This window comes from Paraburkholderia sp. HP33-1 (assembly GCF_021390595.1).
GTDB lineage: Bacteria > Pseudomonadota > Gammaproteobacteria > Burkholderiales > Burkholderiaceae > Paraburkholderia.
In genome coordinates, this window is record NZ_JAJEJR010000001.1 from 2,157,547 (window position 1) to 2,182,426 (window position 24,880).

At 63.8% G+C, this 24,880-nt stretch carries 18 protein-coding genes and 1 tRNA gene; 9 read left to right on the forward strand and 10 right to left on the reverse strand.

Features of this window, described 5'->3' with window-relative positions; translation table 11 throughout:
* Nucleotides 1–138 precede the first annotated feature (138 nt).
* Both L0U81_RS09790 and L0U81_RS09795 read right to left on the reverse strand, forming a co-directional pair.
* Complete coding sequence (locus L0U81_RS09790) at nt 139–636, reverse strand: low molecular weight protein-tyrosine-phosphatase (RefSeq protein ID WP_233802132.1); 498 nt, start codon at nt 634–636, stop codon at nt 139–141.
* Nucleotides 637–791: 155 nt separating this feature from the next.
* Nucleotides 792–1,031: a hypothetical protein gene (locus tag L0U81_RS09795; protein ID WP_233802134.1), complete on the reverse strand. Its 240-nt coding sequence runs from the start codon at nt 1,029–1,031 to the stop codon at nt 792–794.
* 277 nt (nt 1,032–1,308) lie between these two features.
* On the opposite strand from L0U81_RS09795, the gene L0U81_RS09800 reads away from it, so the two are divergent.
* Nucleotides 1,309–1,803, forward strand: a complete 495-nt coding sequence (locus tag L0U81_RS09800; RefSeq protein WP_233802136.1) for a hypothetical protein — start codon at nt 1,309–1,311, stop codon at nt 1,801–1,803.
* A gap of 95 nt (nt 1,804–1,898) precedes the next feature.
* On the opposite strand, the gene L0U81_RS09805 is transcribed toward L0U81_RS09800, so the two are convergent.
* Together L0U81_RS09805 and L0U81_RS09810 are read right to left on the reverse strand one after the other, a co-directional pair.
* A complete protein-coding gene (locus L0U81_RS09805) occupies nt 1,899–3,314 on the reverse strand; it encodes a lactate utilization protein B (RefSeq protein ID WP_233802138.1) in 1,416 nt (471 codons plus the stop codon).
* Between the two features lie 109 nt (nt 3,315–3,423).
* Nucleotides 3,424–4,146, reverse strand: a complete 723-nt coding sequence (locus tag L0U81_RS09810) for a (Fe-S)-binding protein (RefSeq protein WP_233802140.1) — start codon at nt 4,144–4,146, stop codon at nt 3,424–3,426.
* Nucleotides 4,147–4,326: 180 nt separating this feature from the next.
* On the opposite strand from L0U81_RS09810, the gene L0U81_RS09815 reads away from it, so the two are divergent.
* Nucleotides 4,327–5,157, forward strand: a complete 831-nt coding sequence (locus L0U81_RS09815; protein WP_233802142.1) for an IclR family transcriptional regulator — start codon at nt 4,327–4,329, stop codon at nt 5,155–5,157.
* 144 nt (nt 5,158–5,301) lie between these two features.
* Here the strand turns inward: L0U81_RS09815 and pbpG are convergent, their stop codons facing one another.
* Nucleotides 5,302–6,492 (reverse strand): D-alanyl-D-alanine endopeptidase, encoded by a 1,191-nt coding sequence (gene pbpG, locus L0U81_RS09820; protein ID WP_233802144.1) that lies wholly within the window; start codon nt 6,490–6,492, stop codon nt 5,302–5,304.
* 782 nt (nt 6,493–7,274) lie between these two features.
* On the opposite strand from pbpG, the gene L0U81_RS09825 reads away from it, so the two are divergent.
* The gene (locus tag L0U81_RS09825; RefSeq protein ID WP_230564201.1) at nt 7,275–7,850 is read left to right on the forward strand and encodes a phasin family protein; all 576 of its coding nucleotides are present in this window, start codon (nt 7,275–7,277) and stop codon (nt 7,848–7,850) included.
* A 320-nt stretch (nt 7,851–8,170) separates the two neighbouring features.
* On the opposite strand, the gene lpdA is transcribed toward L0U81_RS09825, so the two are convergent.
* The 3 genes from lpdA to aceE all read right to left on the reverse strand — a co-directional run bounded on the left by lpdA (nt 8,171) and on the right by aceE (nt 14,472).
* Complete coding sequence (gene lpdA / locus L0U81_RS09830; protein WP_233802146.1) at nt 8,171–9,949, reverse strand: dihydrolipoyl dehydrogenase; 1,779 nt, start codon at nt 9,947–9,949, stop codon at nt 8,171–8,173.
* Nucleotides 9,950–10,081: 132 nt separating this feature from the next.
* The gene (aceF, locus tag L0U81_RS09835; RefSeq protein WP_233802148.1) at nt 10,082–11,692 is read right to left on the reverse strand and encodes a dihydrolipoyllysine-residue acetyltransferase; all 1,611 of its coding nucleotides are present in this window, start codon (nt 11,690–11,692) and stop codon (nt 10,082–10,084) included.
* Between the two features lie 83 nt (nt 11,693–11,775).
* Complete coding sequence (gene aceE / locus L0U81_RS09840; RefSeq protein ID WP_233802150.1) at nt 11,776–14,472, reverse strand: pyruvate dehydrogenase (acetyl-transferring), homodimeric type; 2,697 nt, start codon at nt 14,470–14,472, stop codon at nt 11,776–11,778.
* 275 nt (nt 14,473–14,747) lie between these two features.
* On the opposite strand from aceE, the gene fixL reads away from it, so the two are divergent.
* From fixL to L0U81_RS09860, 4 genes are all read left to right on the forward strand, one after another.
* Complete coding sequence (gene fixL, locus L0U81_RS09845; protein ID WP_233804285.1) at nt 14,748–17,264, forward strand: oxygen sensor histidine kinase FixL; 2,517 nt, start codon at nt 14,748–14,750, stop codon at nt 17,262–17,264.
* Nucleotides 17,261–17,905, forward strand: a complete 645-nt coding sequence (gene fixJ / locus L0U81_RS09850) for an oxygen response regulator transcription factor FixJ (RefSeq protein ID WP_230564197.1) — start codon at nt 17,261–17,263, stop codon at nt 17,903–17,905. Before fixL ends, fixJ begins: the two co-directional genes overlap by 4 nt.
* Nucleotides 17,906–18,269: 364 nt before the next feature.
* A complete protein-coding gene (gene folD / locus L0U81_RS09855) occupies nt 18,270–19,133 on the forward strand; it encodes a bifunctional methylenetetrahydrofolate dehydrogenase/methenyltetrahydrofolate cyclohydrolase FolD (RefSeq protein ID WP_233802152.1) in 864 nt (287 codons plus the stop codon).
* A 319-nt stretch (nt 19,134–19,452) separates the two neighbouring features.
* A complete protein-coding gene (locus L0U81_RS09860) occupies nt 19,453–21,558 on the forward strand; it encodes a M3 family metallopeptidase (RefSeq protein WP_233802154.1) in 2,106 nt (701 codons plus the stop codon).
* A 73-nt stretch (nt 21,559–21,631) separates the two neighbouring features.
* On the opposite strand, the gene L0U81_RS09865 is transcribed toward L0U81_RS09860, so the two are convergent.
* Nucleotides 21,632–22,945 (reverse strand): amidohydrolase family protein, encoded by a 1,314-nt coding sequence (locus L0U81_RS09865; RefSeq protein WP_233802156.1) that lies wholly within the window; start codon nt 22,943–22,945, stop codon nt 21,632–21,634.
* Between the two features lie 183 nt (nt 22,946–23,128).
* Between L0U81_RS09865 and L0U81_RS09870 the strand changes: the two genes are divergently transcribed.
* A complete protein-coding gene (locus L0U81_RS09870; protein WP_233802157.1) occupies nt 23,129–23,830 on the forward strand; it encodes an aspartate/glutamate racemase family protein in 702 nt (233 codons plus the stop codon).
* 50 nt (nt 23,831–23,880) lie between these two features.
* Here the strand turns inward: L0U81_RS09870 and L0U81_RS09875 are convergent.
* A tRNA-Met gene (locus L0U81_RS09875) sits at nt 23,881–23,957 on the reverse strand.
* Between the two features lie 126 nt (nt 23,958–24,083).
* Between L0U81_RS09875 and xth the strand changes: the two genes are divergently transcribed.
* Entirely contained in the window at nt 24,084–24,860 is a 777-nt protein-coding gene (gene xth, locus L0U81_RS09880) for an exodeoxyribonuclease III (RefSeq protein ID WP_233802159.1), read from the forward strand.
* Nucleotides 24,861–24,880 lie beyond the last annotated feature (20 nt).

Sequence of the window (24,880 nt, forward strand, 5' to 3'; positions counted from 1 at the left end):
GAGCGATTTAGTCAAGTATGCACGGCGAAATTTGTGTCATCCGCTTAATTGAGCGCCATACCTCTGGGCGGTACGCCAGCGTGCACGGCGCAGGCGGGATTGAGCCGCGTTTGCTGCCCGCGTTCTTCGCCCGAATACCTACTTGAGCAACTGCGGACGCAGCGCGGCGATCAGTCCGCGGCAGGCTGCTTCGCACTGATCAAGCACCAACTCGAAGCCATCCGCGCCGCCGAAATACGGATCGGCCACCTCCCGCGTGCCGCTCCAGCGGTCATCCGCGTCGGGCACGAATTCCATCAGCAGACGGATCTTGTCGCGCTGCGCGGGCGGGCACAGTTGATGCAGCGCGGCGACGTTGCGGTCGTCCATCGCGATCAGCAGATCGAAGCGCTCGAAGTCCGCGACCGTGATCTGGCGGCCGCGCAGCGCGTCGAGCGCATAGCCGCGCTGGCGTGCCGCGTGCTGTGCGCGTTCGTCGGGCGCCGCGCCGATGTGCCAATCGCCGGTGCCGGCCGAATCGATCAGGATGCGGTCTGCAAGTTTCGCCTCGTCGACCAGATGACGCATCACGCCCTCGGCCGTCGGTGAACGGCAGATATTCCCGAGGCAAACAAAACAGACGGACACAGTTTTCATCAGGGATTCTTCGACGCTCCAGGCGCCGCGCATGGGGTCGGCAAACAGTCAGCGGACTGCGCCGCGATTATACAAACCTCGACGGATTCGCGCCGGGCGTGGCACAGCCGCGCAAGAGCCGTCGGCCTCGGACCGCCCGCCCAAGCCGCTCCTGCTTACGATGCCTCGGCAAGCGGCGTTGCCGTGGCGGCGCGCATTGGTTTGGCCGGCGATGCCGACGCGGCGTCGATCATCCCGTACGACACCGCGCGCGCGAGTTCGGCAGTCAGATGGTTCGCGTCGAGCGGCATCTGTGAGGCGCGCGACGCCGTTTGCCCGTTGATGTGCAGATAGGCGAGCGCCGCGAGCGGCACAACGATGGCCAGAGGCCAGTACACCGATATTGTCTTTTTCATGATGTGTTTTCCAATTGAGGACGCGTGAGTTTGTGACCCACTATGCCCAGTCGAAATGCTATAGGAATTCACAATCGGGAAAAACCCAGTCTGGCGAGATAGTTCGTTGCTTCAAATGGAACAGTCAATTGACAGGTCTTTCGCGGAACGATTGACCCAGTGCTGGCACAAAAAAGAAAACCTTACAAACACATACAATGCTGCCGCGACGGACGGCAATAATGATGGTCTTATTCTTACACCCATGTTTCCTTGCACTTGCAACAGGCCTCATAAAATGAAAAGCATTGCACCTCTCGCTGGCCTTGTGGTCGCCGCCCTGCTCGGTGGCTGCGCGGTCTACCCGGACGGCACGCCGATGTACGGCAATGCCTACAGCGGTTACGCGTACGCGTCGGGCGCCGCGGTTGTGCCGCAAACCAACGTGTACCTCGGCTACGGCGATTACGGGCCGGGACGCTACTACGGCCCGGGGCCAGGTTATCGCGGCTATCCGGATCGCGGGCACCCGGGCGACAACGACGGGCATCGCGGCGATCACGGCGATCACGGCGATCACGGCAACGATCATGGCAACACTGGCGGCGCCGCTGGGCAACCGCGCGGCGGCCCGCCGCCGCAGGGCGCAGCGGGTGGTCCGCACGGACCTGGCGGAGTCAATGGCGGCCCGCCGCCAGCGCAGCCGCAAGCAGGCAACAGCGGAGGACGAGGCAATAATGCGTGGGTGAGAAATGCGCCCGCACGTCAGCCGGGACAGCCGACCGAGCATTAAGGACTGAGCGGCGGTGAACTATCACGCCCGCTACACTGCCAGCCTCGAAGGCTGCGCGAGCGCGCAGCCGTCAAACCCCACCAGACGCCACCCGCTCAGCCAATATGGCTGCGCTGCGCGGCATACAACTCCCGGAACGTACGCCCCACCGGCGCCGGCATGTCGCGCGTATCGGTCCAGCCCGCGCCGCCGAGCGGCAGTTTGGCAATCGAGCGATTGCGCCCGCCCATGCGCTCCAGTACCCGCACCGCGAGCCTGGTCACGAGCGCATACGCATCGGGATGCAGTGCGAGCCACCCCCACAGCGTCAACCCGGCGCGCTCTTTCCACGGCCGCAGATGCCGTTCCGTCTGCTTTTCACGCAGCTTGCGTAACAGATCGGACAGCGGAATGCCGACCGGACACACGCTATTGCATTCACCGCACAGCGTCGCGGCTTGCGGCAGATCGAGCGCCTTGTCGATACCGACATAGCTAGGCGTCAGCACCGACCCCATCGGCCCCGGATAGACCCAACCATACGCGTGCCCGCCGACCTTCTGATACACCGGGCAGTGGTTCATGCACGCGCCGCAGCGGATGCAGCGAAGCATCTCCTGAAAGTCGCCGCCGATCAGCCCCGTGCGCCCACCATCGACGAGCACAACGTACATATGCTTGGGCCCATCCTGATCGCCCGCGCCGCGCGGCCCTGTCAGCATCGAAAAATAGTTCGAGGTTGCCTGCCCGGTCGCCGAGCGCGGCAGCAAACGCATCGCGGTCGCGAGATCCTCGAGCGTCGGCAGCACCTTTTCGAGGCCGGTGACAGCGACATGCACACGCGGCATCACCGTACACATGCCTTCGTTGCCCTCGTTGGTCACGAGCGCGACCGAGCCCGTTTCCGCGACGATGAAATTGCCGCCCGTCACGCCCATGTCCGCGCTCAGAAAATGCGGCCGCAACATCTCGCGCGCCTCGCGCGTCATGTCGGGAATCTCGGTGAGCCTCGGTCGGCCGTGCGTCTTCGCGAACAGATCAGCGATCTCGTCCTTATCCTTGTGAACGACCGGCGCGATGATGTGACTGGGCGGCTCGTTGTCATTGATCTGCAGGATGTATTCGCCGAGATCGGTTTCGATCGACTGCACACCCATCTGCCCGAGTACTTCGTTCAAGCGCATTTCCTCGGTGACCATCGACTTGGTCTTGATCACCTTCTTCACGTCGTGCCGGCGCGCGATATCACCGACGAGCCGCGCAGCCTCCTGGGTGGTCTCGGCGTACAGCACCGTCACGCCGCGCCGGGTCGCCTCACGCTCGAAGATGTCGAGCCACACGTCGAGATTCTCGAGCGCGCGATTACGGCGCTCCTTGAGCGCCGCGCGCGTCGCGGGGAAGTCGATCGCGGTCATCGCGCTCGCGCGCGCCGACACGAACTTCGTGGACAGCTTGGTCAGGTTCTGCTGCAGGCGCTGGTCGGCGAGTTTCTGACCGGCGCGAGCCTTGAACTGCATCGATTGAACTTGCATGGCGGCCCTGGTGAGATCGGATTGACACGCGGCACATTAGCGCGCGACGCAATGCATGAGTGACAAAAGGAACGCGACGCGAACCGCGCCTCGTGTGCCCTACGCGGGATTACACGTCGCCGGCCAGCACCTGCGCGATATGCAGCACGCGCGTCGTCGAGTCGCCTTTGCGGCGCAGCCGCCCTTCGATATTCAACATGCAGCCGAGGTCGCCGAGCACCACCGTGCCGGCGCCGCTCGCGGCGATGTTCGCGCACTTTTCGTCGACGATGGCGGTCGAGATATCGCCGTATTTGACCGCGAACGTGCCGCCGAAGCCGCAGCAATGCTCGCAGCCCTTCATCTCGGTCACCGCGACCCCGACCTGCGCAAGCAGCTCGCGCGGCTGCGCCTTGACGCCCAGCTCGCGCAGCCCCGAGCACGAGTCGTGATAGGTCACCTGTCCAGCGAACTCGCCCGGCTGCAAGTGCACCTTCGCGACATTGACGAGGAAATCGGTCAGCTCGAATACCTTGGCGCGCAGGCGGCCGAAGCGGTTCATGAGTTCGGGATCGTCGCCGAACAGATCGCCGTAGTGCGCGCGGATCATGCCGCCGCACGAGCCCGACGGCACCACCACATAGTCGAACTGTTCGAACTCACGCAGCGTTTTCTCGGCGAGGTCGCGCGCGAGGCGGCGGTCTCCGGAGTTATACGCGGGTTGACCGCAACAGGTCTGCGCGGGCGGCACCACGACCTCGAATCCGGCGCCCTCGATCAGCTTGATGACCGAAAAACCGATCTCGGGACGCATCAGGTCGATCAGGCACGTGACGAACAATCCGACTCGCATGAGCCCTCCTTTCGGGGAAACGTCCCTGATTATCCGCTGTTTGCCAGTGCAATACCAACGGCCGGAAGGCATAGGACGCACGCCGGAGCGGATTGGAGGCGCCCTTCGAAGCGCGTTCGCTTTTTTCACCATACGAGATACAATCAGTCTTCGCTGTTTGACGCATCTACCGATTCTCATATGAGCGATACGAACCCGGATCCCAAAACTTCGATCCAGGTGATCGAGCGCATGATGCGCCTGCTCGACGCACTGGCGGCGCATAGCGACCCGGTCAGCCTGAAAGAACTGGCCCTGCGCACGGAACTGCACCCGTCCACCGCGCACCGCATCCTGAACGACATGGTGATGTGTCGGCTGGTCGATCGTTCGGATCCCGGCACCTACCGTCTCGGCATGCGCCTGCTCGAACTCGGCAATCTCGTGAAAGCGCGCCTGTCGGTGCGCGACGCAGCGCTCACGCCGATGCGCGAGTTGCATCGTCAGACCGGGCAGACCGTGAACCTGTCGGTGCGTCAGGGCGATGAAATCGTCTATATCGAACGCGCGTATTCGGAGCGCTCGGGCATGCAGGTAGTGCGGGCGATCGGCGGCCGCGCGCCGCTGCATCTCACCTCGGTCGGCAAGCTGTTTCTCGCCGCCGACGAAGCCACCCGCGTGCGGGCCTACGCGACGCGCACCGGTCTGTCGGGCCACACACAGAACAGCATCACGGATCTCGCGAAACTCGAGCGCGAGTTGTCACATGTGCGCCAGCAAGCGTGCGCGCGTGACAACGAGGAACTGGAGTTGGGCGTGCGCTGCATCGCCGCCGGCATCTACGACGATACTGGCAAGCTGGTCGCGGGCCTGTCGCTGTCGGCGCCGGCCGATCGTTTGCAGGATTCGTGGCTTGGACAGTTGAGCCAGACCGCATTGATGATTTCTGAGTCGCTCGGCTACCGGCCGCAAACGCAGCAGGATCATTCGCACGGATCACACGGCTCGCACAGTTCGCACGGCCAGCATTAACAGGCGGCACAGCGGCCGCGTGGCCGCCATTGCGTCGTTCGCGGCGTCGCCGGCGCCATGAAAAAAGCCTCGCATCCGCGAGGCTTTTTCTTTGCATGATGACCGCAGCCGGTCTGAACACGACCGGCTGCAACCGTTCAGGCTTCAGGTACCCGGACCGCCGGCATCGGCGCTCGTGATACGCGGCTGGCCGCCGCCGTTATCGAGCCACGTTCGCAGACGCGTCGCGTCCGCGAAACGCGAGTACTTGCCCGACGAATCGAGCAGGACCATGACCATCGGCCGGCCGTCGATCGTCGCCTGCATCACGAGACACTCACCCGCTTCGTTGATGAAACCAGTCTTCTGCAGACCGATGTCCCATGTCGGGTTGCGCACCAGCGCGTTCGTGCTGTTGTACGCGAGCGTGCGCTTTCCGGTGTACACCTCGTAGCTGTGATCGGTGGAGAACTTGCGGATCAGCGGATACTGATACGCCGCGTTGACCATCTTCACGAGATCGCGCGCGCTCGACACGTTCATGCTCGTCAAACCGGTCGGGTTCTCGAAGTGCGTGTCGTTCATGCCAAGTTGCTTCGCCTTCGCGTTCATCGCCGCGAGGAACGCCGGACGCCCGCCCGGGTAGTAACGCGACAGCGCCGCCGCCGCGCGGTTTTCCGAGGCCATCAGCGCGATGTGCAGCATGTCCTCGCGCGACAGCACCGAGCCCACCGACAGGCGCGAGCCGGTGTTCTTCTCATAGTCGCGGTCTTCGTCGGTGACTTCGATCTGGTCGGTCATCGCCTCTTTCGAATCGAGCACGACCATCGCGGTCATCAGCTTCGTGATCGACGCGATCGGCACGACCGCGCGCGAGTTCTTGTCGAATAGCGACTCACCGCTGTTCTGATCGATCACATACGCGACGCTCGAGCGCAGCATCAGCGCGTCGGGCGTATCGTGCAGACCGAAAGCCTGACCGACGGTCGGCTGGCGCGGCTCGTACGCGACGCGACGCATGACCGAACGATGCCGGCCGTTCGCCGTAAACGTCACGCGCTTGCGTTTGACACTGGCATGCGGCGCGTCTTCATCCGCGGCGGCCGTTTTCACGGCCTCGCCCTTGCCGGCTTTTGCCGCATGGTTCGACACCTTTTCGGTGGCCGCCGCCTGCGCCGGCTTTTTGGCGGCTTTGGCGTGTTTGGAAGTTTTTGTGGTTGCAGCAGGTGTAGCTGCAAAAGTGCTGACAGGCGTGGCAAACGCCGCTGCGACGGCCAGCGAGACGGCCACCGATAAAGCGGTGCTGCGCGCCGCGCCGTGGAGCACTTTTAGCGACGAAAACATGTCGGTTTTCATGGGTGTTCGATAGGGAGCGGCGAGAGGTTTCCGCAAGTGTAGTAAAGCAACGAAAAATTAGCAATTTGAAGCACTTATACGCGCTCCTTCAACCGGCTTGTTAGCTCCGATCGCAAAAACACGACTAAGTGCTGCGCATCGATCGAAAAAAACGATCGTCGCCAGCTTGCCTCGCCATTGCCGCCGCCCGGCTCAAGCGAGTGCGTCCTTTCAGCATAACGGCAGTTTTGAGACAACCTTGATTCGGGGAAATACGGTCAGGGCAACGGCGGCAATTACTGCGCCGCGCCATGAAGGCGTTGCGAGCGAACGACAGATTATTAAGCGTCTGACGAATGTCGCCAACGCGCGTTCGACTGCCATCGCTCTTTAACGTTCCGGGTGACTTTGTGGTTTACATCGAATTCACCAGGATCGGGTTTTCAGGGGGGCGGATCGCTGCGAGGCAGCCTGTCTCCGTGCCGCATCGAGGCTTTCGCGGGGAAAAATAGTTTCCGGAAAGAGCAGCGCATGGTGCTTTATCTCGCACCACCAAGGTGCAACGACCCAATTGTTCCGCGTCATATTAATGACATGCCTACTGCATAACCTATTGTTTTAACGACATTTTCCCCACATTGTGCGTCGCACAAAAAATGCTTGACATTCTTTGCGACCATCCTAAAATGGAAACCATTGCTGCGATGCACAATACATCGCAGTCCTGGCAGACGATCCACCTGCGTCTCGCCACCCACCCAATGCGGTCCGCACAGACCGACCGCGATCCAGGAGCGTAAACCATGACTCTGCTGACCCCTGAGCAATTCGCCGCAGCCCAGAAAGCCAACTTCGAGACCCTGTTCGGCCTGACGACCAAAGCATTTGAAGGCGTCGAAAAGCTGGTTGAGCTGAACCTGCAAGTCGTGAAGTCGACGCTCGCCGAAAGCCAGGAAAACACCCAACGCGCGCTGTCGGTGAAGGACGCGCAAGAACTGCTGGCACTGCAAGCGAGCCTCGCACAGCCGGTGGCTGAAAAGGCGCTGTCGTATGGCCGCCACGTGTACGAAATCGTTTCGGCAACGCAGGGAGAATTCACCCGCGTCGCGGAAGCGCAATTCGAAGAGCAAAACCGCAAGGTTCAGGCGCTCGTGGAAAACGTCGCGAAGAACGCGCCGGCTGGTTCGGAAACTGCTGTCGCCGTGATGAAGTCGGCTATCACCGCCGCCAACACCACGTACGAAACGGTCCACAAGGCGACCCGCCAGGCCGTTGAAATCGCTGAAAGCAACTTCAATGCAGCTGCAACGGCCGCATCGAAGGCAGCTTCGCAAGCCGCTGCTCAAGCATCGCGCGCTGCCGCCAAGAAGGCAGTCTAAGCTTTACGCCTCAACACGCCAGGCTTTGTGACTGGCGTCGTCTTTTACGCCAGCCCAGCCGGCGCGCTGCGCTGGCAGTATCGCAAGCAACAGCGTCGTGCCGTTGCGGCATATACGGTTTGAATGGCCGGACGCTCCGATACGTTGCTATGGCGTATCGTTTGCCCGGTCACCACGCCGGGATTTTTTTGCCTGCATGCTGGCCCGCCGCACAAAGAGAAACGGCGCGCTCCGAAAGAGGAGCGCGCCGTTTTTGTTGGCCGTGCGGCTTATGCACTTCGCTGCCCCCGCATGTCACCATGCAGGCGCAGTAAGTAGCCTTACTTCTTCTTCACCGGCGGCAGATCGGTACAGACGCCTTCGTACAGCTCGGCCGCCATGCCGATCGATTCGCCGAGCGTCGGATGCGGATGGATCGTCTTGCCGATATCCGTTGCGTCCGCGCCCATCTCGATGGCGAGACAGACTTCGCTGATCAGGTCACCCGCATTCAGACCGACGATACCGCCGCCGATCACGCGATGGGTCTCTTCATCGAACAGCAGCTTCGTGAAGCCCTCGTCGCGGCCGTTGGCGATCGCGCGACCCGACGCGGCCCACGGGAACACCGCCTTGCCGAACTTGATACCTTCGGCCTTTAACTGGTCTTCCGTCTTGCCGGCCCACGCCACTTCCGGATCGGTGTAAGCCACCGACGGAATCTGCATCGCGTCGAAGTACGCCTTCTCGCCATGCGCGGCTTCCGCCGCCACGTGGCCTTCGTGCACGGCCTTATGCGCGAGCATCGGCTGACCGACGATATCGCCGATCGCGAAGATGTGCGGCACATTCGTGCGCTGCTGCTTGTCGACATCGATGAAGCCACGATCGGTCACCGCGACCCCTGCCTTCTCCGCGCCGATCCGCTTGCCGTTCGGCGAGCGGCCCACGGCCACCAGCACGAGGTCGTAGCGTTGCGGCTGGGCCGGCGCCTTCTCGCCTTCGAACGACACGTAGATGCCGTCGGCCTTCGCTTCGGCCGCGGTGGTTTTGGTCTTCAGCATCACGTTCGCGAAACGATTGCTGTTGTACTTCTCCCAGACCTTGACCAGATCGCGGTCCGCGCCCGTCATCAGGCCTTCGAGCATTTCGACGACGTCGATCTGCGCGCCGAGGGTCGAGTACACCGTCGCCATTTCGAGACCGATGATGCCGCCGCCGATCACGAGCATGCGCTGCGGAATCTGGCGCAGTTCGAGCGCACCGGTCGAATCGACGACACGCGGATCTTCCGGAATGAACGGCAGCTTCACCGATTCCGAGCCCGCGGCGATGATCGCCTGCTTGAACCTGACGACCTTCTTGCCGCCTTCGGTCTGCACTTCCATGTGGTTCGGATCGACGAACGCGCCGGTACCGACCACCACTTCGACCTTGCGCGCCTTCGCCATGCCGGCGAGACCGCTGGTCAGCTTCTTCACCACGCCGGACTTGAAATCGCGCAGCTTGTCGAGATCGATCTGCGGCTTGCCGAACGTGATGCCGTGCGCGGCAAGATCAGCCGCTTCGTCGATGACGAGCGCGGTGTGCAACAGCGCCTTCGACGGGATACAGCCGACGTTCAGACACACGCCGCCGAGCGTCGGATAACGCTCGACCAGCACGGTCTTCATGCCGATGTCCGCGGACCGGAAAGCGGCCGAGTAGCCGCCGGGGCCCGAACCGAGCACGAGCATGTCGCACTCGATGTCCGCGCTGCCCGCATAGCTGCCGGCCTGCGGAGCCGGTGCCGCGGCCTTCGGTGCGGCAGCCGCAGGCGCCGGCGCGGGAGCTGCCTTCTCGGCCTCCTTCGCCGCCGGGGCGGCTGCGGCCGCGCCGCCCGCCGCTGCCTCGACGAGCGCGATCACCGTGCCCTGCGAGACCTTGTCGCCCGGCTTGATGCGCACTTCCTTGACGATGCCGGCGGTATCGCTCGGCACTTCCATCGATGCCTTGTCGGATTCGAGCGTCAGCAGCGACTGCTCCTGCTCGATGACGTCACCCGGCTTGATGTTGACTTCGATGACGTCGACGTCCTTGAAGTCACCGATGTCCGGCACTTTTACTTCGACGAGACTCATAGTGTCCCCTTCTCCTGTTGAGCGGTGATGAGCGGCGCGTTCGACGTGCACAGCGCACGACAAACGCGCGGACGGCGCGACGCGGACCAGTCGAAACTATCCGCGCCTGCGCCGGCGGGCCTCACCAGCCGGTCAAAGAATCACACGCCGGAAATCGGCAAGAATCGAACCGAGGTATGCGTTGAAGCGCGCGGCTTCCGCTCCGTCGATCACGCGATGGTCATACGACAGCGACAGCGGCATGGTCAGACGCGGCTCGAACTGCTTGCCGTCCCACACCGGCTTCATCGCGCTGCGCGACAGGCCGAGAATCGCGACTTCAGGCGCATTGATGATCGGCGTGAAATGCGTGCCGCCGATACCGCCCAGCGACGAGATCGAGAAGCAGCCGCCCTGCATCTGGTCCGGCTTCAGCTTGCCTTCGCGCGCAGCCTTCGACAGATCGGCCATTTCCTTTGCGATGTCGACGAGGCCCTTCTTGTCCGCGTCGCGAATCACCGGAACGACGAGGCCGTTCGGCGTGTCCGCGGCAAAACCGATGTGGTAGTACTGCTTGAACACCAGGTTGTCGCCGTCGAGGCTCGCGTTGAACGTCGGGAACTTCTTCAGGGCCGCCACGCAAGCCTTGATCACGAACGCAAGCATCGTGAACTTGACGCCCGCCTTTTCGTGTTCCTTGTTCAGCTTCACGCGCAGCGCTTCGAGTTCGGTGATGTCCGCTTCGTCGTTGTTCGTGACGTGCGGGATCATGACCCAGTTGCGATGCAGGTTCGCGCCGGAGATTTTCTTGATGCGCGACAGCGGTTTCGGATCGATCGGACCGAACTTCGTGAAGTCGATCTTCGGCCACGGCAGCAGATTCAGCTCGCCACCGCCCGCGGCCGGCGCGGCTGCACCAGACGGCGCCGCGCGCTGGCCCGTCATCACGCCCTTCACGAACGCGGTCACGTCGGCCTGCGTAATGCGGCCCTTCGGACCCGTGCCGCGCACCTGCCCGACGTCGACGCCGAGTTCGCGCGCGAACTTGCGCACCGACGGCGACGCATGGCTCGGATGACGCGAGCCGCCTTCACCCGCCGGAATCAGCGGCGCCTGCGCGAGCGCGGACGGCGCAGTCGGTGCCGGAGCCGGCGCGATGGGCGCGTCGGACGGTTGCTCGACCGGTGCCTTGGCGGCCGGTGCCGGCGCGGGCGTCGCGGCGGCGCCGCCATCCGCTTCCAGCACGACGATGACCGCGCCTTCCGACACGGTATCGCCAACCTTGACCTTCACTTCCTTGACGACGCCGGCAGCCGAACTCGGCACATCCATCGTCGCCTTGTCGGATTCCAGCGTGACGAGCGACTGTTCCTTCTCGACGCGATCGCCGACCTTCACCGCGATCTCGATCACGGGAACGTCTTTGTAGTCGCCGATATCCGGCACCTTGATTTCCTGCACGCCGCCGCCTGCCGCCACGGGTGCGGGAGCCGGAGCCGCCGCGGGAGCCGCAGCAGCGCCTTCGGCGCTTTCCAGCAGGATGATCAGCGTGCCTTCGGACACCGCATCGCCGACCTTGACCTTCACTTCCTTGACGACGCCGGCCACCGAGCTCGGCACGTCCATCGTTGCCTTGTCGGATTCCAGCGTCACGAGCGATTGCTCTTTCTCGACGGTGTCACCCGCCTTAACCAGCACCTCGATCACAGGGACGTCCTTGTAATCGCCGATGTCCGGCACCTTGACTTCGATCGCTTGACTCATTGTTAGTGTCTCCTGGGCCACGCACGCCGCCTGCCCCTCACGACGAGGGGCAGACACGTGCGCCATGGCACACGGGTGATGCCTTAGACGGTCATCGGGTTGGGTTTGGCGGGATCAAGGTTGTACTTCTTGAGCGCCTCGGCGACCACCTTGCGTTCGATCGTGCCTTCGTCCGCCAGCGCGTTGAGCGCGGCGACCGTGACCCAGTAGCGATCGACTTCGAAGAAGTGACGCAGCTTCTCGCGCGTGTCCGAACGGCCGTAGCCGTCGGTGCCCAGCACGACGAACTTCTGCGGCACGAACGCGCGGATCTGCTCGGTCAGCGCGCGCACGTAGTCGGTCGACGCGATGACCGGACCCCGCGCATCCTTGAGGAGCTTCTCGACGTGCGACAGCTTCTTCTCTTCGCTCGGATGCAGCAGGTTCCAACGCTGCACTTCGTGGCCTTCACGTGCGAGCTCGGTGAAGCTCGGTACGCTCCACAGATCGGCATTGACGCCCCAGTCGTTCTTCAGCAGATCGGCTGCGGCGATCACTTCGTTGAAGATCGTGCCCGCACCCATCAGCTGCACGTGCGGTGCCTTCGTGCTGGCCTCGGCCTTGCGGAACGAGTACATGCCCTTGATGATGTCGGCCGCCACGGTCTCGCCCTGCGGGATCGCCGGGTGCTCGTAGTTCTCGTTCATCACCGTGATGTAGTAATACACATCTTCCTGCTCGGCGACCATGCGGCGCAGACCGTCCTGCATGATGACCGCGAGTTCGAAGCCGAACGTCGGGTCGTAGCTGATGCAGTTCGGCACCGATGCGGCCCACAGCAGCGAATGGCCATCTTCGTGTTGCAGACCTTCGCCGTTCAGCGTCGTACGGCCCGCGGTGCCGCCCAGCAGGAAGCCGCGCGAGCGCATGTCGCCCGCCGCCCATGCGAGGTCACCGATGCGCTGGAAGCCGAACATCGAGTAGAAGATGTAGAACGGGATCATGATCTCGCCGTGCGTCGAGTACGACGTCGCGGCTGCGATCCAGTCGGCCATGCCGCCGGCTTCGTTGATGCCTTCCTGCAGGATCTGACCGGTCTCCGACTCACGGTAGAACATCAGCTGGTCGGAATCTTCCGGCACGTACTTCTGGCCTTCCTGATTCCAGATACCGATCTGACGGAACAGACCCTCCATACCGAACGTACGCGACTCGTCCGGCACGATCGGCACGACGCGCTTGCCGAGCGCCTTGTCCTTCAGCAGGATGTTCAGGATCCGCACGAACGCCATCGTCGTGGAAATCTCGCGGCCTTCGCCCGTGCCCTTCAACAGCGGCTCGAATGCCGACAGTTCCGGCACCGGCAGCGACTCGGCCTTCTGACGACGCGCCGGCAGATAGCCGCCGAGGTCCATGCGACGCTGGCGCATGTATTCGAGTTCCTTCGAGCCTTCCTCGAACGTCAGGTACGGCACGTCGACGATCTGCTCGTCCGTGATCGGCAGACGGAACTGGTCGCGGAATTTCTTCAGCTGCTCCACCTGCATCTTCTTCTGCTGGTGGGTGATGTTCATCGCCTGGCCGGCTTCGCCCATGCCGTAGCCCTTGATCGTCTTCGCGAGGATGACGGTCGGCTGGCCCTTTGAATTCGACGCTTCCGTGAACGCCGCGTAGATCTTGTGCGGATCATGGCCGCCGCGGTTCAGATTCCAGATGTCGTCGTCGGACCAGTCGGCGACCAGCGCCTTCAGCTCCGGCGTGTTGAAGAAGTGCTCGCGCACGAAGGCGCCCGACTCCGACTTGTACGTCTGGTACTCGCCGTCGACCACTTCCATCATGCGACGCATCAGCACGCCCGTCTTGTCGCGCGCGAACAGCGCATCCCAGCGGCTGCCCCAGATGACCTTGATGACGTTCCAGCCCGCGCCGCGGAATTCGCTTTCGAGTTCCTGGATGATCTTGCCGTTGCCGCGCACCGGACCGTCGAGACGCTGCAGATTGCAGTTGATCACGAACACGAGGTTGTCCAGACGCTCGCGGCCGGCCATGCCGATCGCGCCGAGCGATTCCGGCTCGTCGGTCTCGCCGTCGCCGAGGAAGGCCCAGACCTTGCGGCCGTCGGTCTTCGCGACACCGCGCGCCTGCAGGTACTTCATGAAGCGTGCCTGGTAGATCGCCATGATCGGGCCGAGGCCCATCGAGACGGTCGGGAACTGCCAGAAGTCAGGCATCAGCCACGGGTGCGGATACGACGAGATGCCCTCGCCGCCGACTTCCTGGCGGAAGTTGTCGAGCTGCTTGTCGGTCAGGCGGCCGAGCAGGAACGCGCGCGAGTAGACGCCCGGCGACGAGTGGCCCTGCACGAACACGAGGTCACCGCCGTGCTCAGCCGACGGCGCGTGCCAGAAATGGTTGTAGCCGACGTCGTACAGCGTGGCGGCCGATGCGAACGACGCGATGTGGCCGCCGACGTTGGTTTCCTTGCCGGCGCGCAGCACCATCGCCATGGCGTTCCAGCGGGTGTACGAGCGGATGCGGTGTTCGAGATCCTGGTCGCCGGGGTTCTTGGCCTGGCGCGCGACCGGAATCGTGTTGATGTACGGGGTGTTGGCCGAGAACGGCAGATGTTCGCCGTGCACGCGTGCGAACTCGATCTGCTTTTCGATCAGGTAGTGGGCACGGTCAGGGCCTACAGCAGAAATCACGCCATCCAGCGCTTCCAGCCATTCGCCGGTTTCCTGGGGATCGTCGTCTTTATCGGCGGCGACATATTTCATGACTTCGTCGGGTACAGCGGACATGCTCGTCTCCTGGGTATGGGGAACGCATTTTGAACAGACAACGCGGACGCAGGGACGGCCGCGGTAGCACGGGCCGATTGTAATAAGGCTCGCGACGTCAGCGCAATCAAATTTTCAAATTACGAGATCAATTCTCATAATGCGGAAAATTGCTGCAACGCAACCTGGTTTGACTGCCGATCGACTGATCCGTCGGCTAGTTTGCGCCGATTAACTGCACTTTCCGTGCTTTTTTGCGTCATTTGTCGAGGACGTGCTGAGCTACAATGCCACGCATGTTGACCGAACGGCTTTTCTCTCGCTCGGCGCGCACCGCTGGTTCGCCGGCGGATTCGTCGCCGTCCACGCGCTGGCACCACGGGCCCTGGTGGTCCAATTCCTATTTGCTGACGCCGCTCCTGTCGATCCTGGTATTCCTGGTCGTCATGAGCCTGATTCTGTGGAGTCTGAACCGACGCGAGCAGCAGCAGCAGGAAGACACGCTGTACCGCAACGTCGCGTGGGCGCAGCAACAGATCCGCCTGTCAATGACAGGCGCGCAGGAGCAGATCCAGGCGCTCGCGCGCGACCTCGCCGCCGGCCATGCCGACGAGCATTCGTTCCAGGTGAGCACCACGGACATCATGCAGGGGCATCCCGAGATCCTCTACATGAACTGGTACACGGGGCAGCAGCAGCCTCGCTGGCCCAACGCCGCGCCGCCGGTGCTCGGCCAGCGGCTCGCGCGTCCCAACGACGCGCAAATGGACGAAGCGGTCAAAGCCGGTTTCGCCGAGGCGCGCAATACACGCCGCCAGGTGTACTCGCCGCTCATCTACGACGACCTCGGCAACGGCTTCATCACGCTGCAGACGCCGATCTTCCGCGACCGCGATTTCCTCGGCACGATCGCCGCGGTGTTCTCGGTGGAAGGGATTCTGAAGCGCGACATCCCGCCGGAGCTGTCGGCGAAGTACAAGATCTCGATCATCGACGTCAACAACCGCGAGTTGACCACCACGTCGACTCGCCCGCGCCTGCCGCGCGACATGTTCTACGACCTGCCGCTCGACCCGCCGGGCCAGGGCATCTCGGTGCGCGTGTACGCGTTCCCGCAAATCACCAACTTCACGAACAACACGCTGGTGTGGCTGGTGGCTGGCCTCTCCTGCTTCGTGCTGTGGAGTCTGTGGAGTTTGTGGAAGCACACACGCCAACGCTTCGAGGCGCAGCAGGCGCTGTACGCGGAAGCGTTCTTCCGCCGCGCAATGGAAAACTCGGTGCTGATCGGCATGCGCGTGCTCGACATGCACGGCCGCATCACGCACGTGAACCCGGCGTTTTGCCGGATGACCGGCTGGGACGAAAGCGACCTCGTCGGCAAGAGCGCGCCGTTCGCTTACTGGCCGCGCGACGCGTACCCCGAAATGCAGCGCCAGCTCGACATGACGCTGCGCGGCAAAGCGCCTTCGTCCGGTTTCGAGTTGCGCGTGCGGCGCAAGGACGGCTCCACGTTCCACGCCCGGCTCTACGTGTCGCCGCTGATCGACAGCTCGGGCCGCCAGACCGGCTGGATGTCGTCGATGACCGACATCACCGAGCCGAAGCGCGCGCGCGAAGAACTCGCCGCCGCCCACGAACGCTTCACGACAGTGCTCGAAAGCCTCGATGCCGCCGTGTCCGTGCTAGCCGCCGACGAAGCCGAGCTGTTGTTCGCGAACCGCTACTACCGGCACCTGTTCGGCATCCGCCCGGATGGTCATCTGGAACTCGCGGGCGGCGGCTTCGACGCCTCGCAGGCGTCGTCCGATTCGATCGACATGGTCGACGCCTTCGTCGGCCTGCCCGCCGCCGCGCTGACCGAAAGCACCGCCGACGCCCAGGAAATCTACATTGCCGGCATCCAGAAGTGGTTCGAGGTCCGGCGCCAGTACATCCAGTGGGTCGACGGCCATCTCGCGCAGATGCAGATCGCGACCGACATCACGACCCGCAAGCGCGCGCAGGAACTGGCGCGCCAGCAGGACGAGAAGCTGCAATTCACGAGCCGCCTGATGACGATGGGCGAAATGGCCTCGTCGCTCGCGCACGAACTGAATCAGCCGCTCGCCGCCATCAATAACTATTGCTCCGGAACCGTCGCACTGGTTAAATCCGGTCGAACGACGCCTGACAATCTGCTGCCGGTGCTCGAAAAAACCGCGCAACAGGCGGTGCGCGCTGGCATGATCATCAAGCGCATCCGCGAGTTCGTGAAGCGCAGCGAGCCGAAGCGTCAGGCCACGCGCGTCGCGGATATCGTCGCGGACGCGGTGGGCCTCGCCGAAATCGAGGCAAGGAAGCGCCGGATTCGCATCGTCACCGACTTGCGCTCGCGGCTGCCGGTAATCTACGTCGACCCGGTGCTGATCGAGCAGGTGCTCGTGAACCTGCTGAAGAACGGCGTCGAGGCGATGGCCGAAGCGCGCCCGAACGCGGTCGATCCGGTGATCCGGGTGGTCGTGCGACTGGAGAGCGGCTTCGTCTGCATCAGCGTCGTCGACCAGGGGCCGGGCGTCGACGAAGCAACCGCCGAGCGTCTGTTTGAACCGTTTTACAGCACCAAGTCCGATGGCATGGGCATGGGGCTGAACATTTGCCGTTCGATTATCGAATCGCACCGCGGCCGTCTGTGGGTGGTCAACAACGTCGAATCCGATGGCCACATCACCGGCGCCACGTTCCATTGCAGTCTGCCTATTGGGGAGCCTGACGGCCCGAGCAACAGCGGGTCCGAGGCGCCGACACCACAAACCGTTACGGGAGAGCTATGAACAGCCCAGTCACCACTCAGGAAACCGTCTTTGTCGTTGACGACGACGAGGCCGTGCGAGATTCGCTGCGCTGGCTGCTGGAGGCGAACGGCTATCGCGTCCAATGCTTCTCGAGCGCCGAGCAGTTCATCGACGCATGGCAGCCGCATCAGCATCCGGGCCAGATCGCGTGCCTGATCCTCGACGTGCGGATGTCCGGCATGAGCGGGCTCGAGTTGCAGGAACGCCTGATCGCCGACAACGCGTCGCTGCCGATCATCTTCGTGACGGGCCACGGCGACGTTCCGATGGCGGTGTCGACGATGAAGAAAGGTGCAATGGACTTCATCGAGAAGCCGTTCGACGAAGCCGAACTGCGCAAGCTCGTCGAGCGCATGCTCGACAAGGCGCGCAGCGAAAGCACCAGCGTGCAGCAGCAGCGCGCCGCGGCCGAGCGCCTCGGCAAGCTGACCGCGCGCGAGCATCAGGTGCTCGAGCGGATCATCGCCGGCCGCCTGAACAAGCAGATCGCCGACGACCTCGGTATCAGCATCAAGACGGTCGAAGCGCATCGCGCGAACATCATGGAAAAGCTGAACGTCAACACGGTCGCCGATCTGCTGCGACTCGCGCTGTCGAACAAGCCGCAAACGACGCAGTAACAGCTGCGCTCGCGGCCCATCGTTTGATGGGCCGTTACGTCGTTACGCGGCCGGTCTCACCGGCCGCGTGCGTAACCTCGCCGACACGCGCCCCCACGCCTCGCATCCCGTACGCTTGCACGCGCCCGGCGAGCGCCCCGAAGCCACTGCGAACGCCTGCCCCCGCGCCGGTATAATGTTGGACTTTGCAGCGGCGCCTTGCCCGACCCGGCAGCGCGCTTGTCGCAGAGCGACCGGGCTGCGTCGACAAGCCGAAGCACGCCGTCGCGCGCGCCGCCCGCGCGAGCGCTTCGCCCCGCCGGCCAAACCGCCCGTCCCGACCAGATCCCCACGATCCCAACCTCGACCCAACGTTCGACCGACCATGACTGCCAAACTGATCGACGGCCTCGCCCTTTCCAAGACTCTGCGCGCCGACGTCGCCGCGCGCGCCGCCGCCCTGACCGCCCGCGGCCATCAGCCGGGCCTCGCCGTGATTCTGGTCGGCGACAATCCGGCCAGCGAAGTGTATGTGCGCAATAAGGTGAAGGCCTGCAACGACAACGGCCTCGGCTCGTCGTTCGACCGCTATCCGGCCGACCTGCCCGAAGCCGACCTGCTCGCGCGCATCGACGAGCTGAACCGCGATCCGGCTATCCACGGCATTCTCGTGCAACTGCCGCTGCCGAAGCACATCGACAGCCACAAGGTGATCGAGGCGATCGCACCCGAGAAGGACGTCGACGGCTTTCACGTTGCCAATGCGGGCGCGCTGATGACCGGCCAGCCGCTGTTCCGTCCGTGCACGCCGTACGGCGTGATGAAAATGTTCGAGGCCTACGGCATCGATCTGAAGGGCGCAAACGCGGTGGTGATCGGCCGCTCGAACATCGTCGGCAAGCCGATGGCGCTGCTGCTGCTCGAAGCGGGCGCGACCGTTACGATCTGCCACAGCAAGACGCGCGATCTGGCCGCGCACACGCGCAACGCCGACGTCGTGGTCGCCGCGACCGGCCTGCGCAACATCCTGACCGCGGAGATGGTGAAACCGGGTGCGACCGTGATCGACGTCGGCATGAATCGCGACGACGCCGGCAAGCTGTGCGGCGACGTCGACTTCGCGGGCGTCAAGGAAGTGGCCGGCCATATCACGCCGGTGCCGGGCGGCGTCGGCCCGATGACGATCACGATGCTGCTCGTCAACACGATCGAGGCGGCCGAACGCGAGGCGGATGCGGCGAAGGCGTAATCGCCGGGCGGTGAGTGCGAGGCGGATTGAGGCAACTCGTCCGTCTCGTCCGTCATGTCGTCGCCCGCTCGCCTCTCTCTCGCTGCACCATCCCCTCATTACCGCGCCGCCGGAATTCGCGGCTCACGCCCCGCCCCAACGCGCCCAGCGCACCGCAACATCTGTTAATTTGTCAGCCGATGGATTGGAATCGGCGCGCCCCGCCCCAATAATGTCCGTACCCGGTGCCGCCACGCGCCGAGCGTCGCGCAACACACCGCAAGACGATACGCGCACGCCGCCGCACCGCCCCCTTCACCCGCGTCAGACAGGAAGCCTTATGTCCACTACCGCCACGCCTCAAGACAACCCGCTCCTCGATTTTTCCGATCTGCCGCGCTTTGGCGACATCCGCCCCGAACACGTGACGCCCGCCCTCGACGTGCTGCTCGCCGATGCCGCGGCCGCCGTCGAGCGCGCCGCGCTGCCGGTCACGCCTGCGTCGTGGGCCGACGTCGTCGAACCGGTCGAGCGCGCTACCGAGCCGCTGTCACGCGCGTGGAGCGTGGTCGGCCATCTGAACGCCGTCGCCGATACGCCTGAGCTGCGCGCCGTCTACGGCGAAAACCTGCCGCGCGTGACCGAGTTCTGGTCGAGCGTCGGCCAGAATCTCGCGCTCTACGAGAAGTACAAGGCACTGAATGCGAGCGACGAATTTGCATCGCTGAACGGCGAGCGCAAGAAGATCCTCAGCAATGCGCTACGCGACTTCCGCCTGTCCGGCGCCGAATTGCCGGAAGACCAGAAGCCGCATTTCGCCGAATTGCAGGAGCGCCAGGCGAACTTGTCGAAAGGGTTTTCGGATCACGTGCTCGATGCGACCAACGCGTATGCGTACGTCGTCGACGCGGGCAACGAAGCGCAGCTGGCGGGTCTGCCCGAAGACGTGATCGCGGCCGCGAAGGAAGCCGCCGAGCGCGACGGCAAGACCGGCTACAGGTTCACGCTGCACTTCCCCTCGTATTTCCCCGTGATGCAGTACTCGGAAAACCGTCCGATGCGCGAAGCGATGTATCGCGCGTACGTGACGCGCGCGTCCGAGCTCGGTGCGCAATACGGCAATGGCAAGCCCGAGTGGGACAACACGCAGGTGCTCGCCGACGAACTGAAGCTGCGCGCCGAAGAAGCGCAGATGCTCGGCTACGGCAACTTCGCCGAAGTGTCGCTCGCGCCGAAAATGGCCGAGTCGCCGGCGCAGGTGATGGCCTTCCTCGAAGACCTCGCGACGCGTGCGCGTCCGCACGCGGAACAGGACTGGAAAGAGCTGCGCGAATTCGCCGCGAGCGAACTCGGCATGACCGATATGCAGCAGTGGGACATGACATTTGCCTCCGAGCGTCTGCGTCAGAAGCGCTATTCGTTCTCGGAAAACGAAGTGAAGCAGTACTTCCCCGAAGACACGGTATTCAAGGGTCTGTTCAAGGTCACCGAGACGCTGTTCGGCGTGCGCATCCGCCGCGATGAAGCGGCCGTCTGGCATCCGGACGTGCGCTTTTTCCGGGTCGAGAATCAGGACGGCGGCCTCGTCGCGCAGTTCTATCTCGACCTGTATGCGCGCGAAGGCAAGCGCGGCGGCGCCTGGATGGACGACGCGCGCGGCCGTCACAGGCTCGCGCATGGCGCCGTGCAAACACCGGTCGCCTATCTGACGTGCAACTTCTCGGCCCCGGTCGGCGGCAAGCCCGCCTGCTTCACGCACGACGAAGTGATCACGCTGTTCCACGAGTTCGGCCACGGTTTGCATCACATGCTCACGCGCGTCGATGAACTCGGCGTGTCGGGCATCAACGGCGTCGAATGGGATGCGGTCGAATTGCCGTCGCAGTTCATGGAGAACTTCTGCTGGGAGTGGGACGTGCTGTCCGACATGACCTCGCACGTCGATACCGCGAAGCCGCTGCCGCGCGAGCTGTTCGACAAGATGCTCGCCGCCAAGAACTTCCAGAGCGGCATAGGCACGCTGCGGCAGATCGTGTTCTCGATGTTCGACATGCAACTGCACACCGGCTTCGACGCGAACGGCGCGAAGAGCGCCAACGAACTCGCGCGCGAAATCAACGAGCGCTTCCACGTCGTGCCGCAGGCGCCGTTCTCGCGTTGGCCGAACACGTTCAGCCATATTTTCGCGGGCGGTTACGCGGCCGGCTACTACAGCTACAAGTGGGCGGAAGTACTGTCTGCCGACGCGTATGCGGCGTTCGAGGAAGCCGCGCAAGCCGAGGGCAGCGTGCTCGATCAGACGACCGGCATGCGTTATCGTCGCGAGATCCTCGAAGTGGGCGGCAGCCGTCCGGCAATGGAATCGTTCAAGGCGTTCCGTGGCCGCGAGCCGAATATCGATGCGCTGCTGCGGCACAACGGCATGGCGCCGGGGGCCGCACACTGAGCGATGCCGATAAAAAAACCGGCGGTCTGCGCGAGCAGATCGCCGGTTTTTCATTCATGCGCGAGATACCTCGCTACGCGCGATTCAGCTTGAAATCGATCTGCCCGGGCCGCCCTTCGAGCGATAACGACGCTCGCGCGGCCGGCGCGCGACTCACCACCCTGCCCCGGCTCACGACCGCGAGCCGCGCGGCGCGCAGACGGATTGCCTCGACTTCGTCGCGCGCATCGAGCACGACGAGATTGGCCGCGCATCCGGGCGCGATGCCATAGCCTTCCAGACCGAGAATGCGCGCCGCGTTCACCGTCACCGCATCGAAACAGGCGTGCATGCCGTCGACGCTGGTCATCTGTGCCACGTGCAGGCCCATCTGCGCGACTTCGAGCATGTCGGCCGAACCAAGGCTGTACCACGGGTCCATCACGCAGTCGTGGCCGAATGCGACCGTGATGCCCGCGGCCAGCATCTCCGGCACGCGCGTCATGCCGCGCCGTTTCGGGTACGTGTCGCTGCGGCCTTGCAGCGTGATGTTGATCAGCGGATTCGCGATTGCCGCGACGCCCGACTCGCGCATCAGCGGCAGCAGCTTGCTCACGTAGTAGTTGTCCATCGAATGCATCGACGTGAGATGCGAACCAGTGACGCGTCCGTGCAAGCCGAGCCGGTGCGTTTCGGCCGCGAGCGTTTCGATGTGGCGCGACAGCGGATCGTCCGATTCGTCGCAATGCATGTCGACGCGCAGGCCCTGCCCGGCCGCGTACTCGCACAGCATGCGCACCGACTGCGCGCCGTCGGCCATCGTGCGCTCGAAATGCGGAATGCCGCCGACCACGTCGACGCCCATGCCGATCGCGCGCTTCAGATTGTCGAACGCACCGGCGCTGCGCAGCAGACCGTCCTGCGGAAAAGCGACCAGTTGCAGATCGAGATAGGGCGCGACGCGGCGCTTCACTTCGAGCAGTGCCTCGACCGCGAGCAGACGCGGATCGCACACGTCGACGTGGCTGCGAATCGCGAGCAGGCCGCGCGCGACGGCCCAGTCGCAGTACTGCATCGCGCGCTCGATCAACGCTTCCTGGGTGAGCTCGGGCTTCAGTTCACCCCATAACGCGATGCCTTCGAGCAGCGTGCCCGACGCGTTCACGCGCGGCAAACCGTACGACAGCGTCGCGTCCATATGGAAATGCGGATCGACGAACGGTGGCGAGACGAGCGAGCCGGCCGCGTCGATTTCGTCGCGCGCGCTCGCGGCCAGGTTCGGCTCGACGGCGACGATGCGGCCCGCGTCGATGCCGATATCGACCGGTTGGCGGTGAAGCGGGGACGGCTGCGAGGTCAGCCGGGTAGCGCTGCGCGGCAGCGTCGCGCGGCGGATGATCAGATCCATGTATCGCTCCTCTTGATCGCGTGCGGACTCGCCACGATTCTATCGGCGCCAGAAAAATGCGGGCGCTTGTTGCGAAGAGCGTTGCCTATGCGTACCGGCGAGCGCGCAGCAATCCGTACCGGCGGCTAGCGATGCGACGCGCCTATACTCGCCGTTTCGGCCATGCATTGACGGAGCGGTCAGATGAAAACGATCGGCGTGATCGGCGGAATGAGCTGGGAGTCGTCCACCGAGTATTACCGGCTGCTGAACCGCCACGCGAAGGCGCGGCTCGGTGGCCATCACAACGCGCGCAGCCTGCTGCTGACCGTCGATTTCGCGTCGATCGAGGCGAACCAGCGCGCCGGCGACTGGCACGCGCTCGGCGAACAGATGGCCGACGCCGCGCGCCAGCTCGAACGCGGTGGAGCCGATCTCGTGATTCTCGCGACAAACACGATGCATCGCGTGTGCGATTCGATCGAGCGGGCGATCACGGTGCCGTTCCTGCACATCGCCGATCCGACCGGCGCGGCGCTGCGCGCGGCCGGCGTCGAACGGGTGGGCCTGCTCGGCACCCGCTATACGATGGAGCAGACGTTCTATGCAGGCCGGCTACGCGAGCGCTATGGGCTCGAGACGCTCGTGCCCGATGACAGCGAGCGCGCGGACGTGCACCGCATCATTTACGACGAGCTTTGCCACGGTAACGTGGACGATACGTCGCGCAAGGTCTATCAACGCGTGATCGAGCATCTGGCCGCGCGTGGCGCGCAGGCTGTGATACTCGGTTGCACGGAAATCACGCTGCTGATCAAGCCGGAAGATTCGGTGCTGCCTGTGTTCGATACCACTGCGTTGCATGCGCAGGCGGCGGTGGAGTGGGCGATTGGGGAAAAGCGCTGAAAGTCAAAAAGCCCGCAAGGCTTGCGCGTTGCGGGCTTTCAACAATGCTTTGGTTGCGGGGGTAGGATTTGAACCTACGACCTTCGGGTTATGAGCCCGACGAGCTGCCAGACTGCTCCACCCCGCGTCAGAGAAAAGAGATTATATAAGCTCTGCGGAGAAACGTCAAACCAAAAAGCGGACACCGGCTTGGCCCGGCGTGGCCCTCGCTATAATCGCCCTTGCCCCCATCACGCACGCATCGGATATTTTCGTGAAAATCGCCACCTGGAACGTCAACTCCCTCAAAGTCCGCCAGCAACACGTGATCGACTGGCTCGCCAGCAGCGGCACCGACGTGCTGTGCCTGCAGGAACTCAAGCTACCCGACGAAAAATTCCCGCGCGCGGAACTCGAGGCGGTCGGCTATCGCAGCTGGTACGCGGGTCAGAAAACCTATAACGGTGTCGGCATTCTGGTGCGCGAGGGTTTGAATGTCGACGAAAGCAGCATCGTGCGCAACATCCCCGGTTTCGAGGATCCGCAGCAGCGCGTGATTGCGGCGACCGTCGACGGCGTGCGCATCATTTCCGCGTATTTCCCGAACGGCCAGGCGCCCGGCACCGACAAGTTCGCGTACAAGCTGCGCTGGCTCGACGCGCTGCACGACTGGCTCGCCACGGAGATCACGCTGCATTCGAAGCTCGCATTGCTCGGCGACTACAACATCGCGCCCGAGGATCGCGACGTGCACGATCCGAAAGCGTGGGAAGGTCAGAATCTCGTGTCGCCCGAGGAACGCGCGGCGTTCGTGCGGCTGATCGGCCTCGGCCTGCTCGACGCGTTTCGCCAGTTCGAGCAGCAGGAAAAAGTCTATTCGTGGTGGGATTACCGGATGATGGCGTTCCGTCGCAACGCGGGGCTGCGCATCGATCACATCCTGCTGTCGAAAGCGCTCTCCGACATTTGCACCGCCTGCGACATCGACAAGGTGCCGCGCAAATGGGACCAGCCGTCGGATCACGCGCCGGTGTTCGCGCAACTGGGTTGATCCGGCGCGCAACGACGAGG

Excerpts from the sequence above, each read along its gene's own strand:
- L0U81_RS09790 (WP_233802132.1), bottom strand. The coding sequence starts at position 636 with ATGAAAACTGTGTCCGTCTGTTTTGTTTGCCTCGGGAATATCTGCCGT.
- fixJ (WP_230564197.1), top strand. The coding sequence starts at position 17,261 with ATGAACAGCCCAGTCACCACTCAGGAAACCGTCTTTGTCGTTGACGAC.
- L0U81_RS09865 (WP_233802156.1), bottom strand. The coding sequence starts at position 22,945 with ATGGATCTGATCATCCGCCGCGCGACGCTGCCGCGCAGCGCTACCCGG.
- aceE (WP_233802150.1), bottom strand. The coding sequence starts at position 14,472 with ATGTCCGCTGTACCCGACGAAGTCATGAAATATGTCGCCGCCGATAAA.
- pbpG (WP_233802144.1), bottom strand. The coding sequence starts at position 6,492 with ATGAAAACCGACATGTTTTCGTCGCTAAAAGTGCTCCACGGCGCGGCG.
- L0U81_RS09870 (WP_233802157.1), top strand. The coding sequence starts at position 23,129 with ATGAAAACGATCGGCGTGATCGGCGGAATGAGCTGGGAGTCGTCCACC.
- folD (WP_233802152.1), top strand. The coding sequence starts at position 18,270 with ATGACTGCCAAACTGATCGACGGCCTCGCCCTTTCCAAGACTCTGCGC.
- L0U81_RS09795 (WP_233802134.1), bottom strand. The coding sequence starts at position 1,031 with ATGAAAAAGACAATATCGGTGTACTGGCCTCTGGCCATCGTTGTGCCG.
- aceF (WP_233802148.1), bottom strand. The coding sequence starts at position 11,692 with ATGAGTCAAGCGATCGAAGTCAAGGTGCCGGACATCGGCGATTACAAG.
- L0U81_RS09800 (WP_233802136.1), top strand. The coding sequence starts at position 1,309 with ATGAAAAGCATTGCACCTCTCGCTGGCCTTGTGGTCGCCGCCCTGCTC.
- L0U81_RS09805 (WP_233802138.1), bottom strand. The coding sequence starts at position 3,314 with ATGCAAGTTCAATCGATGCAGTTCAAGGCTCGCGCCGGTCAGAAACTC.
- fixL (WP_233804285.1), top strand. The coding sequence starts at position 14,748 with ATGTTGACCGAACGGCTTTTCTCTCGCTCGGCGCGCACCGCTGGTTCG.
- L0U81_RS09860 (WP_233802154.1), top strand. The coding sequence starts at position 19,453 with ATGTCCACTACCGCCACGCCTCAAGACAACCCGCTCCTCGATTTTTCC.
- L0U81_RS09815 (WP_233802142.1), top strand. The coding sequence starts at position 4,327 with ATGAGCGATACGAACCCGGATCCCAAAACTTCGATCCAGGTGATCGAG.
- lpdA (WP_233802146.1), bottom strand. The coding sequence starts at position 9,949 with ATGAGTCTCGTCGAAGTAAAAGTGCCGGACATCGGTGACTTCAAGGAC.
- L0U81_RS09810 (WP_233802140.1), bottom strand. The coding sequence starts at position 4,146 with ATGCGAGTCGGATTGTTCGTCACGTGCCTGATCGACCTGATGCGTCCC.
- L0U81_RS09825 (WP_230564201.1), top strand. The coding sequence starts at position 7,275 with ATGACTCTGCTGACCCCTGAGCAATTCGCCGCAGCCCAGAAAGCCAAC.